We start from the raw sequence: 15,980 nt of genomic DNA, 5'->3' as shown, positions 1-15,980 counted from the left end.
TCGAAGGACATGAACACCCTCGCGGCGTCCCACTGCGGCGCCCGGCGGCGATCGTCGCAGGCCCCGCCTTCGCCGCACGCGGAGGTTCCTCGTCGAGGCTGTCTCGAAGGACATAAGTCCCCCCGCTGCGCCCCGCCCCTCCGCCCCCCCGCTCGGAGGTTCCTCGTCGAGGCTGTCTCGAAAGACATGGCCCTGCTGCGCCCCGCCCCTCCGCCCCCGCCGCACGGAGGTTCCTCGTCGAGGCTGTCTCCCAGGACATGCTCTATAGGACAGCGTCGCGCCGGACAGCCCGACGGTCAAGGCGTGCGCGGCCGACTAGCGCGACTGCCAGTGGACCTGCCAGTGCGGCTTGCCGTCGAGCCCGGGCACCTGCCAGCTCCACGGGTCGTTGCCCGCGCCCGGCGCGGCCAGGCCGGTGACGACGAGCTCGGGGCGGGCATCGCCGTCGAGGTCGCCGGTGTGCCACAGCACCGTGCCCTGGTTCTCGGGCACCGGGTCGAGCACGCCGCGGGCCCACAGGAAGCCGCGGCCGATGAAGCCGCCGGTCGGGGTCGGCCAGCGGGTGGCGGCGACGAAGCCGGCGTCTGTCCCGAAGTACACGTCCCAGTACGGCGCGTCACCGCCGAGCGCGCCGCGCTTGTACACGCCGCCGGCGATCTCGCGGGCCTCGTTGGTGACGACGAGGTCGAGCCGGCGGTCGCCGTCGAGGTCGAGCAGCTCCCAGCCGTTGGCGTCGTAGGGGCCGCTGCTGCTGCCGGCGATGTCCTGGCCGCCGCTCGCGGCGTAGTAGCCGCGCCCGCCGGTGGCGCCGCCGGCGGCCGGCACGGCGACTGTCCGCGGGGACAGCTCGAACCCGTCGGCGCCGGCGGAATAGACGGCCCACCCCGGGGCGCCGTCGAGCGCGAGCGCGGCCGGGCCGACGGCGGCGTCGTCGAGCTGACCGGTGACGACGAGCTCGCGACGGCCGTCGCCGTCGAGGTCGAGCAGCGCCCACAGCTGATCGCCGGGCGCCGCGGCGCCGCCGGACAGGCCGGCGAAGCCGGTCTCGGCCCCGCCGCCGAGCGGCAGCGACCACAGCGCGAAGCTCGGCTCGAAGCCGCCGGGGCCGCCGCGGTGCAGCTGCCAGTGCGGGCTGCCCGGAAAGCCAGGGACGACGTGGAGCGGCGGGGCGCTGCGGCCGGTGATCACGAGGTCGCTCCAGCCGTCGCCGTCGAGGTCGAGCAGCGACCAGGCCGGGCCGTTGGCGGCCGCGGCGGCGCCGTCGACGTGGTGGAAGAACTTGCCGTCGCTGCCGGTCGGCAGCGGCCACGGCTCGGCCTGGTCGGCGAAGCCGCTGCCGTCGTTGCGGTAGACGTCCCAGCGCGGCGCGTCCGCCGGCCCGAGCGGGACCAGCGAGTCGTCGGGCGCGCGCACGCCGGTGACGACGAGGTCGGGCCGGGCGTCGCCGTCGACGTCGCGCACGGCCCACACGAGGTCGCCGTCGACCTGCGGCTCGCCGGCGCTGGCGATCAGGCCGCGACCGCCGAGCCCGACGCCGACCGGCAACGACCACGCCATCGGCCCCGCGGCGAAGCCGTCGATCCCGCCGCCCCGGTGCACCTCCCAGAACGGGCCGAGCGGGAAGCCTTTGGTGCGCGTGACGAACCCGTCGCCCGCGGGGTACGCGGCGGCCGTGCGCACGAGGTCGAGCGCGCCGTCGCCGTCGAGGTCGAGCAGCTCCCAGTCGTCGTCGCCGACGGCGGCCGCCCGCCCGCTCGGCGTGGCGTAGCCGGCACCCGCGCGCCCCCCCGCCGGCACCGCCCACGCCTCGGCCTCGCGCACGAACCCGGCCGCGGCGGAGCAGGCGCCGTCGCTGCACGCCTGTCCTTCAGGACATGGCTCGGGGGCCAGCCATGCGAGGCAGCCGTGCTCGTCGGCGGCGCAGCGGGCCACGCCGTCGCCCTCGCATGCGGCGGCGCCGTCCTCGCAGGCGTCCTCGCACAGCTTCGGCGCGTCCTCCGTGGTGTCGTCGCCCGCCTCGTCGGCCTCCGACGAACCTGCCCCTTCGGTCAGCTCGACGCCGACGTCGTCGCCGCCGACGGTCGGTTCGTAACTACACCCCACGAACAGCACGGCGACGACAGCCGAACGCGACGCGACCACGGACATGCGCTCATCATTACGGGGCGTCCTTGCGCTGCGCAAGAGCGCGCTGATCGTGTCTGTGCGTTCTTTTTACGGGCATTTTGCCGTAAATAGCCGGAATGCCGCCGAGCTTGCTGGATCAACGGCGAGGGCGGGCGAGCAGCGGCGCGATCATGTCGCCGACCTCGCCGCGCCTGGGGAAGCGACCCAGCTGATCCTTGCTGAAGATCTTGTCGCCGTCGGCGACGACGTCGAACACGCCACGATCGCCGCGGTGGACCTGGCACGTGACCCTGTCGCCGAAGCGGGCCTGCAAGTCGGCCACCAGACCGGTGGCTTGGGGCAGGTAGTTTCAGCGCACGCAGTAGTAGATGTCGATGTGCATGGCCGATGTGTAGCGCGAGTGCGACGCGTCGGCCAAGTTCGTCACTTGGCGGGGGCCGCCGCGAGCGGGCTCGTGATCCCGGGCACCGCCTGATCGCCGATCACGGCCAGCGAGCCCGGGCACTCGAGCGCGCCGAGGAACGCGACCAGGTCGTCGACCTCGGCGTCGCTGAGCCCGCGGTCGGCGTAGTTCGGGTCGAGGTCCTTGCGCTGCTTCGGCCCGCCGGCCATCGTCACCACCGCCGCGCGCAGGTCGGCGACGCTGCCGTCGTGGAAGTACGGCGCCGTCCGCGTCACGTTGCGCAGCGTCGGCGTGCGGAACTTGTACATGTCGGCCTCGGCCTTCGACGCGTCCATGCGGCCCTTGTCGGGCCCCTCGCCGGCGTCGGACAGGCCGATGCCCATGTTGTGGAAGAGGCCGTCGCTGAAGTTGTCGCCGCTGTGGCAGGTGGTGCACGCCCCCTTGCCGCGGAACAGCTCCCAGCCGCGCTGCTGGGCCTCGTTCATGCTGTTCTTGTCCCACGCCGTCGCCCCGCACAGGAGCGTGCGCTCGTAGGCCGACAGCGCCTTGGCCACGTGCTCGGGCAGCACCGGCTCGCCGTCCTGGAGCGCGAACTCGCGGGCGAACTCGGCCTTGTACTCGGGCAGCGCCCCGATCTCCGCCGCCTTGGCCGCCAGCTTGTCCTCGCCGACGCCCATGTTGCCGCCCTTCCACGCGCCGATCGCCTGCTTCTCGAGGCTGGCCGCGCGGCCGTCCCAGTACAGGCCCGCGTGATAGGCGACGTTCCAGATCGTCGGCGTGTTGCGCGGCAGCTCCTTGTCGCCGGGGCCGAGCGCCTTGGCCCGCCCGTCGGCGTTGCCGAGCTCGTTCTGGTGGCAGCTGTAGCAGCTGCGCGTGCCGTCGACGCTGAGCCGCTTGTCCATGAACAGCTTGTGCCCGAGCTCGACCTTGGCCGCGGTCATCGGGTTGTCCTCGGGGACATCCGGCGCGCGCACGCCCTGCGGCAGCTCCCACTTGTACTCCTCGGGCGCGGGGGCGGGCGCCTCGGGCGCCTTGCCCTCGGGCCTGGCCGCGACCTTGCCGTCGTCCTTGCCGCCCTTCGGCGTCGCCTCGCCGGGTTCGCCGCACGCGAGCGCGGTGCACAGCCCGCACGCGAGCGCCGTGCGGAGGTGGAGCGAGGAGCGGAGGTGGGACAGGCGCGCGTGCATGCGCCGCACCCTACACCAGATGAGTCTGGCTCCCAAGCTCGCGGCAGTCGGGCGACTCGCCGCCGCGACCGGCGTGGAGTATCCTGCCGCGGCGATGAAGCCGGACGAGCTCGGGCCGATGCGGACGCTCCTCTTGCAACGCCGCGCCGAGCTGCTCAAGGGCGGCGACGTGCCGGTGGAGTTCGAGCAGAGCGAGGTCGTCACCAGGCCCGACGAGGACGCCGCGCCGCTGGTCGAGATGACGCAGGTCATCGCCTCCAACCGCAACCGCGCCCGCACCGCCGCGCTCGCCGCGATCGACGACGCCCTCCGCCGCATGGCCGACGACCCCGAGGAGTTCGGCGTGTGCGAGGCCTGCGACGAGCCGATCGCCCAGCGCCGCCTGCTCCTCGTGCCCGAGGCCACCCTGTGCGCCACCTGCCAGCGCGAGGACGAACAGGCCAACAGCACCCGCGGCCGCAGCCGCCGCCACCTCACCGACTTCCGCTGACCGAACGGGCATGTCTGCCCAGACATGCTCGCTGGGACATGCCCTGACGGACATGCTCCGACGAACATCCGCGCGGCGCGCCTCACTCGACCGGGTAGTCGGTGTAGCCGCGCGCCCCGGGCGTGTAGAAGGTCGTGGGGTCGCCGGCGGCGAGCGACAGCCCGGCGCGCAGGCGGCTGACGAGGCGCGGGTTGGCGATGAACGGGCGGCCGAACGCGACCAGGTCGCCGCGCCCTGCCGCGAGGTCGGCCTCGGCGCGGGCCGCGTCGTACTCGCCCGACAGGATCAGCCGCCCTTTCTTAAACGCCGTACGGATCCCGGCCTGCAGGTCGGCCGGCACCACCTTGCCGCCGAAGTCGACCAGGTGGACGTACGCGATCCCGAGCTCCGACAGCTCGCGCGCGAGGTGCAGGTACACCGCGCCGAGCTCCGGGTCGGGCGCCATGGAATTAAACACCCCGTACGGCGAGATGCGGATCCCGACGCGCTTCGCCCCGATCCGCGCGGCCACCTTGCGCGCCACCTCGAGGGCGAAGCGCGCGCGGTTCTCGACGCTGCCGCCCCAGTCGTCGCGGCGCTGATTGCTGGCGGCATTCAAAAATTGATCGATGAGGTAGCCGTTGGCGCCGTGCAGCTCGACCCCGTCGAAGCCGGCCTCGCGCGCCAGCCCGGACGAGCGAGCGAAACTTTCGATCGCCTGGGCGATGTCGGCCTCGCTCATCTCCTGCGGCACCGGGAACGGCTGCGGGCCCTGCTGGTCGGTGTACATGTCGCCCTTCGCCGCGATCGCCGAGGGCCCGAGCACGCGCGCGCCGGGCGGCAGGTTGAGCGCGTGACCGATCCGCCCGGTGTGCATCAGCTGGACGAAGATCCGCCCGCCCGCCGCGTGCACCGCGTCGGTGACGCCGCGCCAGCCCTGGACCTGCTCGCCGTTGAAGAGGCCGGGGATCCGCGCATACCCGAGGCCGTCCGGCGCGGGCGCAGTGCCCTCGGTGACGATCAGCCCCGCCTCGCTGCGCTGGCCGTAGTAGGTCGCCATCAGGTCGTTGGGGACGTTGCCGAGCGCGCGGTTGCGGGTCATCGGCGCCATCACGACGCGGTTCTTCAGCTCGAGGTCGCCGAGCGTGGTCGGGGTGTAGAGAAGTTCGCCCATGCCGTCCAACGTAGTGTCGGCCGTGCTACCGAAGTAGATGCGCCGCCGGCAACACATTGTTGCTCCACCGCGGCCAATCGACGCCCGCCCCCGGATCGCCGACCATGCACGGCGATGGCACCTCGCCCGCTCGAGTCCCTCGACCAATTCATCGCCCGTCTCCGCAGCGCCGTCGCCGAAGGGGCGCAGGAGGTCCGCTTCGGCGGTCATCACTTCTCCCACGCCGTCGTCCGCGAGGACGACCGCTGGCGCGTCCGCGCGCTGGTCCTCGATCGCGCCCGCGCCGACGCCTTTTTAAAGGAGCGCGGCTACTTCATGCCCGAGAACGCCGAGGACCTCGCCGAGCCCGGCGAGCCGATCGTGTTCGAGGCGCCCGACCTCGAGGGCCTCGTCGCGCTGCTCAGGACCGCGGACTGGCCGATGTGGTGAGGCGGCGAGCCGCCCCGCGCATCGATCTCACGATCGGACATGTTCGCATGGGCATGCCCGAATAAGCATGTTCGTACGAGCATGCCCTCCAGGGCATGTCTCTCCGGCCTCACGGCGAGCGCGCCAGCGCCACGTTCTCGAGCGCCGTGGCGCCGACGGCGACCGGCGCCGACCAGCTGCCGGCGATCCGCCGGGTGTGCCGCGGCAGCTTCGTCGCGCCGTCGAGGAACACCAGCTCGAGGTCGGCCGCGCCGATGCCGGGGCTCAGCGCCGGGGCGCCGTGGATCGTGCCGCTGCCCGGCACCGCCGCGGCGGACTGCCAGACGCCCGCCTGGAACAGCGCGACGTAGAGCTGCCCGTCGTTGCCGCGGAACGCCAGCGCCGCGTCGCCGCCGGTCAGCGGCGCGAGGGCCGGCGGCGCGGAGGTCTGGGCCCCGGGCACCTCCGCGCCGGCGCCCCACAGACCGGCGTGGGTGTTGAAGCGCAGCTGCCCGCCGCCGTTGAGCGCGTGCACGGCGAGCAGCTGGTCGGTGGCGAGGGTGACGATCGCAGGCTGGCGCTCGAACGCGTTCGTCTCGCCGTCGACCGTCTCCGGCGGCGCCCACCCGCCCGTGCGCCGGCGCGAGTACAGGCGGTTGTTCAGATCGCCGGCGTGGAACAGCAGCACCGCGTCGCCCGCCAGCGTGGTCACGCTGCCCGGCCCGGGGCCGAAGCTGCCGACCATCTCGGCGGTCGGGCTCCACGCGCCGCCCGCGTAGGCCGCGTAGTAGTGCTGGAAGTCGTCGCCGTGGAAGACCGCGTGCGCACCGGCCCCGGCGGCGCTGATCGACGGGGCCGCGCGCGTCGTGTTGCTGCCGATCTGCGCCGGCACCGACCACGCCCCGTCCTGCCAGGTGACGTACTGCAGCTGGGTGTCGGCCGGGTCGCCGATCTTGGTGTAGCGGAACACGCCGACGCCGACGTCGGCGCCGGTGATCGCGAGGTCGACGCCGTCGACCGTCGGCGCGGCGATGTCGGCCAGCGTCCACGCCGCGCCGCCGAAGTGCCCGCCGAGCATCGCCCCGGCGTTGCCGCCGAGCAGCAGCACGAACTCGCACGCCGCGCAGTTCGGCCCGCCGCAGTCGACCGCGGTCTCGCCGTTGTTCTGCAGGCCGTCGCTGCAGGTCGCCGCGGTGCAGTCGTTGGCGCAGGCGTCGTCGTCGACGAGGTTGCCGTCGTCGCAGCCCTCGTTACCGGCCCACACCAGCCCGTCGCCGCAGGTCGCCGCCTTGCACGCGAGCGTGCACGCGGCGTCGTCGGCGTTGAACATGCCGTCGTCGCAGGCCTCGCCGGGCTGGAGCACGCCGTCGCCGCACTGCGGCAGCTGGCAGGCGTTGTCGCAGGCGTCGTCGTCGACGTCGTTGCCGTCGTCGCAGGCCTCGTCCGGCCCGACCACGCCGTCGCCGCAGGTGTGCAGGGTGCAGTCGTTCTGACAGTCGTCGAGGTCGTCGTCGTCGCCGTCGTCGCACTGCTCGCCCGGATCGAGCTCGCCGTCGCCGCACTGCTCGAGGTCGCCGGTGGTCGTCGAGGACGAGGTCGTGTCGCCGGTCGAGGTCGTGCCGGTGGTCGAGGTGGTCGAGGTCGTGTCGCCCGTCGAGGTCGACGTCGTGTCGCTCGTCGATGTCGTGCTCGTCGTCGTATCACTCGTGGTGGTCGAATCACCCGTCGTGCCCGTCGTCGTCGAATCAATCGTCGTCGGCGCACCGGTCGTCGGCACGCCGGTCGTGCTCGTCGTCGTGTTCCCGAACGAGGTGCTCGCCTCGTCGGTCGTGCTGTCGCTCGTGCTGCCGGTCGAGGCGGTGCCGTCGTCCGAGCAGGCGGTGACGAGGAGGGCGAGGACCAGCGCGCGCGAAGGCCGGGGCATGCGCGCAGGATAACTGCCGCGCCCGCGCCCGCGGCTGACAAACCACGGCCCGCGCCTCACACCTTCAGGGAGCGCGCGATCGGCAGCTCGCGCACGCGCTGGCCGGTCAGGGCGAAGATCGCGTTGGCCAGGGCCGGGGCGACCGGGGGCACGCCGGGCTCGCCGGCGCCGCCGGACGGGCCGTCGCTGTCGACGATGTCGAGGTGGATCGCCCGCGGCGCCTCGCCGATCCGCATCAGCCGGTAGTCGCGGAAGTTGCTCTGCACCGTCGCGCCGCCCTTCATCGTGATCTCGCCGTACAGCGCGTGGCCGAGGGCGAAGATCACCGCGCCCTCGAACTGCGAGCGCACCCGCTCGCGGTTGACCAGCGTGCCGGCGTCGAGCGAGGTCCACACCTCGTCGACCACCAGGCGACCCTCCGGATCGCGGATGACGCTGACCACCGAGGCGACGTAGGTCAGGAAGCTGCGGTGGACCGCGAGGCCGAGCGCGCGGTTCCTCTGCTCGCGGTCGGACCAGCGCGCCATGTCGGTCACCCGCTCGATCACCCGGCGGTGGCGGCCGGTGTCGATCGGGTGCTCGGCCAGCGGCTGGTCGTAGTTCGGCAGGCTCTGGACCCCGAGCTCCTCGAGGCCGACGAGCCGCGGCGGGCCGATGATCTCGAGCAGCGTCTCGCGCGGGTCGCTGCCGCGGGCGTGGGCGATCTCGGCGATGAAGCTCTGGACCGCGAACGCGTGGTAGATGTTGGCCACCGAGCGCAACCAGCCGATGCGCGTGTGGGCCCTGGCCTCGCAGTTCTCGGCCCGCACGTTGGCGATCGCCAGCGGCACGTCGAGCACGCCCTGCTGCAGCTCGCCGGGCACCGACAGCGTCGTGTCGGTGAAGGTCGAGCCGATCGGCGGGAACGCGGTGCGGTGCCGCCACGCCACCACCTTGCCGACCTCGTCGAGCCCGGCCTCGAGCCGCTGGGTGCTGACCGTGTGGTAGTAGTCGTGCTGGATGTCGTCCTCGCGCGTCCACTGCACCCGCACCGGAGAGCCGGTCGCCTTCGCCAGCAGCGCCGCCTCGACCACGTAGTCGGGCTTCGACTTGCGGCCGAAGGCGCCGCCCAGCAGCGTCACGTTCACGGTGACCTGGTCGGGGGCGATGTCCAGCGCCCTGGCGACCTCTTTGCGCGCCGCCTGCGGGTTCTGCGTCGCCGCCCACACCTCGCACTTCTGGCCGTCGAACCGCACCACCGCGACCGGCGGCTCCATCGCGGCGTGGGCCAGGTGGGGCACGTGGTAGGTCGCCTCGACCCGCTTGCTCGCGCTCCCCAGCGCCCTGACGACGTCGCCGACCTCGCGCACGACGTGCCCGGGCGCGCTCACGGCCGCGAGCAGCACCTCGCAGTACTCCGACGAGTCGTAGTCGCCGTTCGCGCCCGGCGCCCAGGTGACCTCGAGCCGGGCCCGGCCGCGCAGCGCCGACCAGGTGTCGTCGGCGACCACCGCGACCCCGCCGAGCGGCTGGAACGCGAACGGGGGCTGCGGCGCCGGCAGCGGGACCACGTGGCGCACGCCGGGCACCGCCAGCGTCTTGCTGGCGTCGTGCTGCGTCGCGCGCCCGCCCACCACCGGCGGCCGGGCGATCACCGCCGTCAACATCCCCGGCAGCCTGACGTCGGCGCCGAAGATCGCGCGGCCGGTGACGATGTCGGGGCCGTCGAGCAGCGGCAGCTCCTTGCCGACGTGCAGCAGCTCGACCCGCGGCCGCAGTAAGATGTCCTGCGGGACAGGCAGCTTCGCGGCCGCGATCGCCAGCTCGCCGAACCCGAGCGAGCGCCCCGTGGCCGGGTGGTGCACCGCGTGGTCGTGCGCCTCGCAGGTCGACGCCGGCACCCTCCAGCGCACGGCCGCCGCCGCGATCAGCATCATCCGCGCGCACGCCCCGAGCTTGCGCAGGGCGTCGTAGAAGCCGCGCACGCTGTGCGAGCCGTCGGTGTTCTGGTCGCCGTAGGCCGGGTCCCCGGGCGCCTGCACGACCTCGACGCGCCGCATGTCGGCCCCGAGCTCGTCGGCGATCAGCACCGGCAACGAGCTGCGCACGCCCTGGCCCATCTCCGCGCGCGCGCACGCGATCGTGACGCCGCCGTTGGGCGTGACGTGCACGAACAGGTTCGGCCGCAGCCCGGCGCCCTCCGCCGCGGCCTCCGCCTTGACCGCCTCGTCGACCGCGGGCGGCAGCGCCGGGCCGGCGACGCCGACCCGCGAGCCGAGCGCGAGCCCGGTCAGCGCCCCGCCGAGGCCGGCGAGGAAGGTGCGCCGCAGCAGGAGGATCGGCGGCCCGGACCTCGCCGTCATCCGCCCTTGCCCTTCTCGGCGACGGCGCGCTCGATCGCCGCGCGGATCCGCAGGTACGTCCCGCAGCGGCACAGGTTGCCCGCCATCGACGTGTCGATGTCGACCTCGGACGGCTGCGGGTTCTTCTTCAGCAGCGCCGCCGCGGTCATGATCTGGCCGGCCTGGCAGAAGCCGCACTGCGGCACCGCCAGCTCGACCCACGCCTTCTGCAGCGGGTGCGAGCCGTCGGGCGACAGGCCCTCGATCGTCACCACCGCGCGCCCGTCGGCCCGGCTCACCGGCGTCACGCACGAGCGCACCGCCTCGCCGTCGAGGTGCACCACGCACGCGCCGCACAGCGCCTGGCCGCAGCCGTACTTGGTGCCGGTGAGGCCGACGTGGTCGCGCAGCGCCCACAGCAGCGGCATGTCCGGGTCGAGCTCGAGCGCGTGCGCCTTGCCGTTGACGTGCAGGTGGATCTTCATGGCCCCTCCTCGCGCGGGCAGGCCGCGCCGAGCTCGACCCACGCGGCCATCAGCGCCCCGAACTGCGCCTGCGTGCCCGGCACGGCGACGCGCTCGTGCCCGGGCGACCAGCCCCACGCGACCAGCTCGTCGTGGGCGGCGTGCTCGACGATCTGCACCAGCGTCTTGCCGCCGTTGCGCTTGGGGTCCTTGAGCTGCTCGCACACCGCCGCCGGCGTGCGCCCGACCCACGCCATCTCGATCGGCGCGAGGTGCCACTTCGGCGCCCCCGGCACGCGCGCCAGCTCGAGGTTCTCGTCCTGATGACACCCGCCGCACTGCAGCCCCGGCACGCCCTCGTTGTCCGGCCCGCGCACCACCGGCGGGTCGTGCGGCTGGCCCTCGTCGCCCTGCAGCGGCGTGTCGCCGGCCGGGTGACAATTGACGCAGCGCGGGTGCAGCAGCACGCGCGCCGCCTCGAGGAACAGCGCCTGCGAGCGGTGGGTCGGATCGGCGATCGCCGCGAACACCTCGAGCGGCCGCAGCTCGTCCGGCTCGACCGGCGGGAGCGCGGCCTGCTGCTGCTCCGGCGTCGGCGCCTTGCGACAGGCGCCGATCACGAGCGCCGCGCCCGCGCAGATCTCGACGGCCCGTCGCATCGCCCGTCTTGTGATCGGTTTTCGCGCGCGCGCAACCGGCGTCGCCGCCGCGACGCGGTGACGGCGACGGCCACGCCGCGCTCGCGCTCAGCGGACGAGCGTCACTTCGCCGGCGCCTTGGCCGGCTTCTTCGCCGCCGGCTTCTTCGCCTTCTTCTTCTTGCCGCCGGCCGGCATCACCACGACCGAGCTGTCCTCGGGCTCGGCGCCGAGGGTCGGGTCCTGGTTGAACAGCTTCAGCGCCGCGTCGCGCAGGGTGCTGTTGCCGGCCGCCGGGGCCGGCGCGGAGTAGCCGAGCCAGGCCTGGCGCAGCACCATCTGCTCGTAGGTCGCCGCCGGGTCGAGGCTGATCTTGTAGGTCGTCGGCCCGCCGGTGCCCGGCACCGCGACGCGCTCGATGAGCCGCGAGCCGCGCTGCACCGTGAACGTGTGGCGCGAGCCGCCGGCCATCGCCTTGATCTGCCGCTTGGCCTCGGCCGTGCTCGACAGCTTGAGGCCGTCGATGGCGACGATCACGTCGCCGTTGGCCAGCCCGGCCTTGTCGCCCGCGCCGCCCTGACGCACCAGCTCGATCAGCGCGCCCTTGTCGCTCGCCTCGGTGAACACCACCTGGAGGTCGCCGCCGACCTCCGTCACCGGGTCGAGCTTGTAGCCGGCCAGGCGCAGGTGCTTGCCGTACTCGATCTCGTCGAAGCCGTGGACGTACTTGCGGAACAGCTCGCTGATCTCCGCGCCGGCGGCCCCGCCCGCGGCCACGAAGGTCTGCTCGAGCTCGGTCGGCGAGATGCCGGCGCCGGTGTTCTTCCAGCGGGCGTAGAGGTCGCGCATGACCGAGTCGAGGCTGCGCTGACCGCCGGAGATCCGGCGCAGCTCGAGGTCGAGCGCGAGGGCGATGAGCATGCCCTTGTTGTAGTAGTCGACGTAGCTGTTGCCGCCGTCGTCGGGCCTGAGCCAGGCCTCCCACGAGGCCTGCTCGACGGTCATCTGCTTGCGCCCGGGCGACTCCTGCAGGCGCCTGATCTGCTCGCCGAGCGCCTCCATCGCCTCGGCCTCGTTGGCCAGCCCGGCGCGGGCCAGGATCACCCACGCGTAGTAGCTGGTGAAGCCCTCCGAGAACCACAGCATGCTGGTGTGGACCTCGCGCTCGTAGGCGAACGGGCCGAGCACGCCGGGGCGGATGCGCTTGACGTTCCACGCGTGGAAGAACTCGTGCGCGGCGGTGTTGAGGAACTTGCGGTAGGCCGCCGGGTCGCCGAAGATCCACGGCTCGAGCCCGATCGCGGTCGAGTTGCGGTGTTCGAGGCCGCTGCGACCACCTGGCCGAAGGTGCAGGATGTACGTGTAGTCGGTGAAGGGCACGCCCTCGTCGCCGCCGAAGATCGCGTAGGTCGCGTCGGCGATCTTCGTCAGGTCGGCGGCGAGCTTCTTGTCGCTGTAGTTGCCGATGCCCTGCAGCGCGACGTGGAACTGGACCTTGCCGGCCTTGAAGTTGACGGTGTCGACCTTGCCGACGTGGACCGGCGCGTCGACCAGCATGTCGTAGTCGTTGGCCTTGAACGCCTTGCCGCCGCCGCCCGCGCGCGGCAGCGCACAGACCACCTGCGCCCCCGGCAGGCCCTCGACGCGCAGCTCGATCGGCCGGTCCTTGTGGCCGACGGCGTACGGGAACAGGTACACGCCGTTGAAGAAGCCGAACTCGTCGTCGAGGAAGGCCCCGCCGATCCCGCTGTAGCTGCCGCGGTAGACGCGGTAGCGCAGCTTGAAGGGCTGCCCGCCGTGGCTCACGCGCCAGGTGATCTCGTCGACCTTGACGACGGGGATCGGCTTGCCGCCGCTGGTCTCGGCGACCATGCCGCGCACGTTGCGGTGGGCCTCGGTGACCCGATACGCGCCCGGGTTCCAGCGCGGCAGCTGCAGGTCGGTGACCTCGCCCGGCAGGTCGGAGAAGCTGAGCTCGACCTGGAACTCGTGGCGGTGCGGGTCGTCCATCGCCACCTTGTAGACGAACGCGTCGAGCTTCTTGGCCGCGGCCTCGGTCCCGGGGGCCGCCGACGCGGTCGTCGGGTCGACCAGCAAGAGTCCGAGCGCCAGCGCCGCGGCGAACCGGCGCGTCGAAGTCAGGCGAGACAGCATGCGCCGCAGGATACTCGATGTGCCCCCCGAGGCGCCCGCGGCGACCCGCCTCGTGCCGGCGGAGCGGCAGAGAAAACGAGTACACTCCGGCGCCTTGACCCTCGCCCCACCCTCGCGCTCCAGTACGGCGTCCGCCCGCCCCGGCCCCGGCGCGCTCGCCCTGGTCAGCGGCGCCGTCGCGGCGCTGGTCCTGGTCCCCGGTCACGGCGCGCACGGCCTGTGGTCGCAAGGCGAGATCGGGGCGCTGCAGCGCGCGCAGGCGGCACTCGGCGCGGCCCTCTCGGGCCTCGAGCGCAGCCCGTGGCTGCCCGACGCCCTGCGGACGCAGGCGCTCGCGCTCACCGGCGACCCGGCCGCGATCCGCCTCCCGGGCGCGATCGCCACTTGTGCCCTCGTCGCGCTCGCCGCCGGCCTCGCCCGCGCGCTCGGCTTCTCCGCCACGGTCTCGCTGCTCGCCGGCGCGTTCGCCCTCGCGTTCCCGCTGTCGCTCACGCAGGGCCGCATCGCCGTCGGCGACCCGGTCGGCGAGCTGTGCTCCGCCGCCGCCGCCGTGCTCCTCGCCGCCGCCCTGGCCGCCGCCCGCCCGACCCGCGCCCTCGCCCTCGCCGCCACCGGCGCCCTCGCCCTCGGCCTCGCCGTCACCGCCTCCGGCCTGTGGCTCGGCGCCGCCCTCCCCCTGCTCGCCGCCGCGTTGTGGGGCCCTGCCCCATCGGACATGTCCTCCGAGACATTGTTGAAAGGGCATGCTCTCGAGGACATGTCCCAACAGCCCGACGCGCCGCCCGCCCTGACCGTCGCGCCCGCGGGGTCCGCCGGCTCCCGTCCCGCCGCAGACCTGTCCTTTCCGCCAGCCGATGCCTCATCGCCGGGCGCTGGATCCCCGCGTCCCGCCGCAGGCCTGTCCTCGCCGTCCGCCCACTCTGGTGATTCAGACCTGTCCCCGCAGCCATCCTCGCCTCCCCCCTCGCGCCTGCAGCGGCCGCTGCGGCTGGTCCTCGTCGTCGGGGCGGTGGCGGCCGCGGGCGTCGCCGGCTGGCTGGCGTACGACCAGGGGGAGGGCTACATCCCCGCGCTCGGCGCGGCCAAGGACCTCGTGCTGCGCGAGCGGCCGCACGTGCGGGGCTTCCACGCCGCGCTCGAGGACTGCGGCTACCAGCTGTTCCCGTGGCTGCCGCTGGTGCTGCTCGGCCTGCTGCAGCCGGGGCGGGCGCGCTGGCCGGCGCTGTGGTTCGCCGTCGGGCTCGCGCTCGCCAGCGCCTCCTCCCTGTTATACGGCCCGCGCGCGGTCCCGCTGACCGTCCCGGCCGCCGTCCTCGCCGCGGCGGCGTTCGCCCGCCTCACCTCCGCGCGCACCCCCGCGGCGGCGCGGCGGCTGGCCCTCGTGCTCGCCCTCGCCGGCTGCTGGATCTTCGCCAAGGACGCCCGCCGCACCCCGAGCCGCGTCGGCGCCGCGCTCGTGCCCGCGCGGGGCGAGCACAACTACCCCGCCGCCGAGCTCGGCGCCGCCGACCTGCTGGCCGGCCTCGCCGGCGGGGCCGCGCTCGCCCTCCTGCTCGCGGCCATGTTCTCCGCGCCAGGTCCCGGAGGACAGGGTGCATCGAACATGTCCCGAAAGCTCTTCCAGCTGCGGGCCCGCCTGCCCGCCTGGCTGCCGGCCGCGGTGGTCGTGGCCTGCCTCGGCCGCCAGGCGTGGAGCTACGGCCGCGTGCTGCTGCCGCACACCAGCGAGCAGTACTCGCTGCTGCGCCCGCTGTCGCGCTGGGCCGAGTGGTCGGCCGCGGGCGCGCTGCCGGCCGCGCTCGGCGTGCACCGGGTCAGCGACCCCGGCCTCGACCTCTACGGCCCGCCGGCCGAGGCCCGCGTCCCGCTGACCACGCGCGACGCGCTCGCCACCCTGCTGCGCCAGCCGGCCCCGGCGGCCGCGCTGGTGCGCGCCAGCGAGCTCGCGGCGCTGCACCAGACCGCGCGCGCCGGCAAGTTCCCGCTGTACGTGCTCGACGCCAGCAACCGCGACGTCCTGCTGGTCGCCAACACCCTCCCGCCCGGCGCCGCCGACATGAACCCGATCGGCCGGGTCCTGTTCGACGAGCCGCCGGCGCTGGCCCACCAGACGCTGCTGCGCTTCGACGAGTACGTCGAGGTCATCGCCTGGGAGTGGGACGAGCCGATCGTGCGCGGCCGCGACGTCGAGCTGCGCGTGGTCCTGCGCGCGCTCAAGCCGATGCCGAGCGGCAGCAAGATCACCGTCCGCCTGCAGCAGGGCCGGCTGTCGCGCGTCAACCCGCTGCCCCACGACCTCGTCGAGAACCTCTACCCCCCGCAGTACTGGCGCGCCGGCGACTACCTCCTGCACCGCTTCCGCGTCCACGTGCCCACGCTCGAGATCGTGCCCGGCCCGCACGAGGTCGTGATCGGCATGCGCCGCACCGAGAGCGCCAATTATAAGATCACCGTCCCCGAGGGCGAGACCGGCGAGCACGGCGTGCGCGTGTTCACCGGCGCCCACGAGTTCGCCGTCGTCGGCGAGGTCCAGGTCTGGTGAGCCGCCTGTCCTCCGGGACATGAGACATGTCCCCGAGGCCACGCTCCCCCGGCGCCTGCCCGTGGGACGGGTGACCTGTCCCTTAGGACATACGCTCGCCACTCGCCTCCGGCAGGCCCGATATGTCCCGAGGGCCATATTCTCACCGCTCGCCCCAGCGTACCTCGCTG

Annotated in this window: 12 protein-coding genes; 3 read left to right on the top strand and 9 right to left on the bottom strand. The window is 73.7% G+C overall.

Annotated features, from left to right (window positions below; genetic code table 11):
* Positions 1–315: 315 nt before the first annotated feature.
* The 3 genes from K7C98_RS30975 to K7C98_RS30965 all read right to left on the bottom strand — a co-directional run bounded on the left by K7C98_RS30975 (position 316) and on the right by K7C98_RS30965 (position 3,717).
* A complete protein-coding gene (locus K7C98_RS30975) occupies positions 316–2,148 on the bottom strand; it encodes an FG-GAP-like repeat-containing protein (RefSeq protein WP_224195411.1) in 1,833 nt (610 codons plus the stop codon).
* 115 nt (positions 2,149–2,263) lie between these two features.
* Positions 2,264–2,470, bottom strand: coding sequence for an Rdx family protein (locus K7C98_RS30970; protein WP_346660318.1), 207 nt, complete (start codon positions 2,468–2,470; stop codon positions 2,264–2,266).
* An 80-nt stretch (positions 2,471–2,550) separates the two neighbouring features.
* Positions 2,551–3,717: a cytochrome-c peroxidase gene (locus K7C98_RS30965; protein WP_224195409.1), complete on the bottom strand. Its 1,167-nt coding sequence runs from the start codon at positions 3,715–3,717 to the stop codon at positions 2,551–2,553.
* 19 nt (positions 3,718–3,736) lie between these two features.
* Here K7C98_RS30965 and K7C98_RS30960 point away from each other — a divergent pair, with 19 nt between their 5' ends.
* The gene (locus K7C98_RS30960) at positions 3,737–4,207 is read left to right on the top strand and encodes a TraR/DksA family transcriptional regulator (protein ID WP_224195408.1); all 471 of its coding nucleotides are present in this window, start codon (positions 3,737–3,739) and stop codon (positions 4,205–4,207) included.
* Positions 4,208–4,289: 82 nt separating this feature from the next.
* Here K7C98_RS30960 and K7C98_RS30955 read toward each other — a convergent pair whose 3' ends face one another.
* Entirely contained in the window at positions 4,290–5,360 is a 1,071-nt protein-coding gene (locus K7C98_RS30955) for an alkene reductase (RefSeq protein ID WP_224195407.1), read from the bottom strand.
* A 114-nt stretch (positions 5,361–5,474) separates the two neighbouring features.
* On the opposite strand from K7C98_RS30955, the gene K7C98_RS30950 reads away from it, so the two are divergent.
* Positions 5,475–5,789, top strand: a complete 315-nt coding sequence (locus tag K7C98_RS30950) for a hypothetical protein (protein WP_224195406.1) — start codon at positions 5,475–5,477, stop codon at positions 5,787–5,789.
* 109 nt (positions 5,790–5,898) lie between these two features.
* Here the strand turns inward: K7C98_RS30950 and K7C98_RS30945 are convergent, their stop codons facing one another.
* The 5 genes from K7C98_RS30945 to K7C98_RS30925 all read right to left on the bottom strand — a co-directional run bounded on the left by K7C98_RS30945 (position 5,899) and on the right by K7C98_RS30925 (position 13,268).
* Positions 5,899–7,692 carry a DUF4215 domain-containing protein gene (locus tag K7C98_RS30945; protein ID WP_224195405.1) on the bottom strand — a complete coding sequence of 598 codons (1,794 nt, stop codon included), beginning with the start codon at positions 7,690–7,692 and terminating at the stop codon, positions 5,899–5,901.
* A gap of 56 nt (positions 7,693–7,748) precedes the next feature.
* The gene (locus K7C98_RS30940; RefSeq protein ID WP_224195404.1) at positions 7,749–10,034 is read right to left on the bottom strand and encodes a xanthine dehydrogenase family protein molybdopterin-binding subunit; all 2,286 of its coding nucleotides are present in this window, start codon (positions 10,032–10,034) and stop codon (positions 7,749–7,751) included.
* On the bottom strand, positions 10,031–10,498 hold the full coding sequence (locus K7C98_RS30935; protein ID WP_224195403.1) for a (2Fe-2S)-binding protein: 468 nt from the start codon (positions 10,496–10,498) through the stop codon (positions 10,031–10,033). Before K7C98_RS30935 ends, K7C98_RS30940 begins: the two co-directional genes overlap by 4 nt.
* On the bottom strand, positions 10,495–11,136 hold the full coding sequence (locus K7C98_RS30930) for an Isoquinoline 1-oxidoreductase subunit (protein WP_224195402.1): 642 nt from the start codon (positions 11,134–11,136) through the stop codon (positions 10,495–10,497). Before K7C98_RS30930 ends, K7C98_RS30935 begins: the two co-directional genes overlap by 4 nt.
* A 101-nt stretch (positions 11,137–11,237) precedes the next feature.
* The gene (locus tag K7C98_RS30925; protein WP_224195401.1) at positions 11,238–13,268 is read right to left on the bottom strand and encodes a M61 family metallopeptidase; all 2,031 of its coding nucleotides are present in this window, start codon (positions 13,266–13,268) and stop codon (positions 11,238–11,240) included.
* 94 nt (positions 13,269–13,362) lie between these two features.
* Here K7C98_RS30925 and K7C98_RS30920 point away from each other — a divergent pair, with 94 nt between their 5' ends.
* Positions 13,363–15,810 (top strand): hypothetical protein, encoded by a 2,448-nt coding sequence (locus K7C98_RS30920; RefSeq protein ID WP_224195400.1) that lies wholly within the window; start codon positions 13,363–13,365, stop codon positions 15,808–15,810.
* Positions 15,811–15,980 lie beyond the last annotated feature (170 nt).

The organism is Nannocystis pusilla, from assembly GCF_020073745.1.
Taxonomy (GTDB): Bacteria; Myxococcota_A; Polyangia; order Nannocystales; family Nannocystaceae; genus Nannocystis; species Nannocystis radixulma.
This window is presented reverse-complemented; position numbering and strand designations above follow the sequence as displayed.

Bases quoted from the DNA above. Each gene is read 5' to 3' on its own strand.
- K7C98_RS30950 (WP_224195406.1), top strand. From the start codon at position 5,475: ATGGCACCTCGCCCGCTCGAGTCCCTCGACCAATTCATCGCCCGTCTC.
- K7C98_RS30935 (WP_224195403.1), bottom strand. From the start codon at position 10,498: ATGAAGATCCACCTGCACGTCAACGGCAAGGCGCACGCGCTCGAGCTC.
- K7C98_RS30975 (WP_224195411.1), bottom strand. From the start codon at position 2,148: ATGTCCGTGGTCGCGTCGCGTTCGGCTGTCGTCGCCGTGCTGTTCGTG.
- K7C98_RS30955 (WP_224195407.1), bottom strand. From the start codon at position 5,360: ATGGGCGAACTTCTCTACACCCCGACCACGCTCGGCGACCTCGAGCTG.
- K7C98_RS30940 (WP_224195404.1), bottom strand. From the start codon at position 10,034: ATGACGGCGAGGTCCGGGCCGCCGATCCTCCTGCTGCGGCGCACCTTC.
- K7C98_RS30930 (WP_224195402.1), bottom strand. From the start codon at position 11,136: ATGCGACGGGCCGTCGAGATCTGCGCGGGCGCGGCGCTCGTGATCGGC.
- K7C98_RS30925 (WP_224195401.1), bottom strand. From the start codon at position 13,268: ATGCTGTCTCGCCTGACTTCGACGCGCCGGTTCGCCGCGGCGCTGGCG.
- K7C98_RS30960 (WP_224195408.1), top strand. From the start codon at position 3,737: ATGAGTCTGGCTCCCAAGCTCGCGGCAGTCGGGCGACTCGCCGCCGCG.
- K7C98_RS30965 (WP_224195409.1), bottom strand. From the start codon at position 3,717: ATGCACGCGCGCCTGTCCCACCTCCGCTCCTCGCTCCACCTCCGCACG.
- K7C98_RS30945 (WP_224195405.1), bottom strand. From the start codon at position 7,692: ATGCCCCGGCCTTCGCGCGCGCTGGTCCTCGCCCTCCTCGTCACCGCC.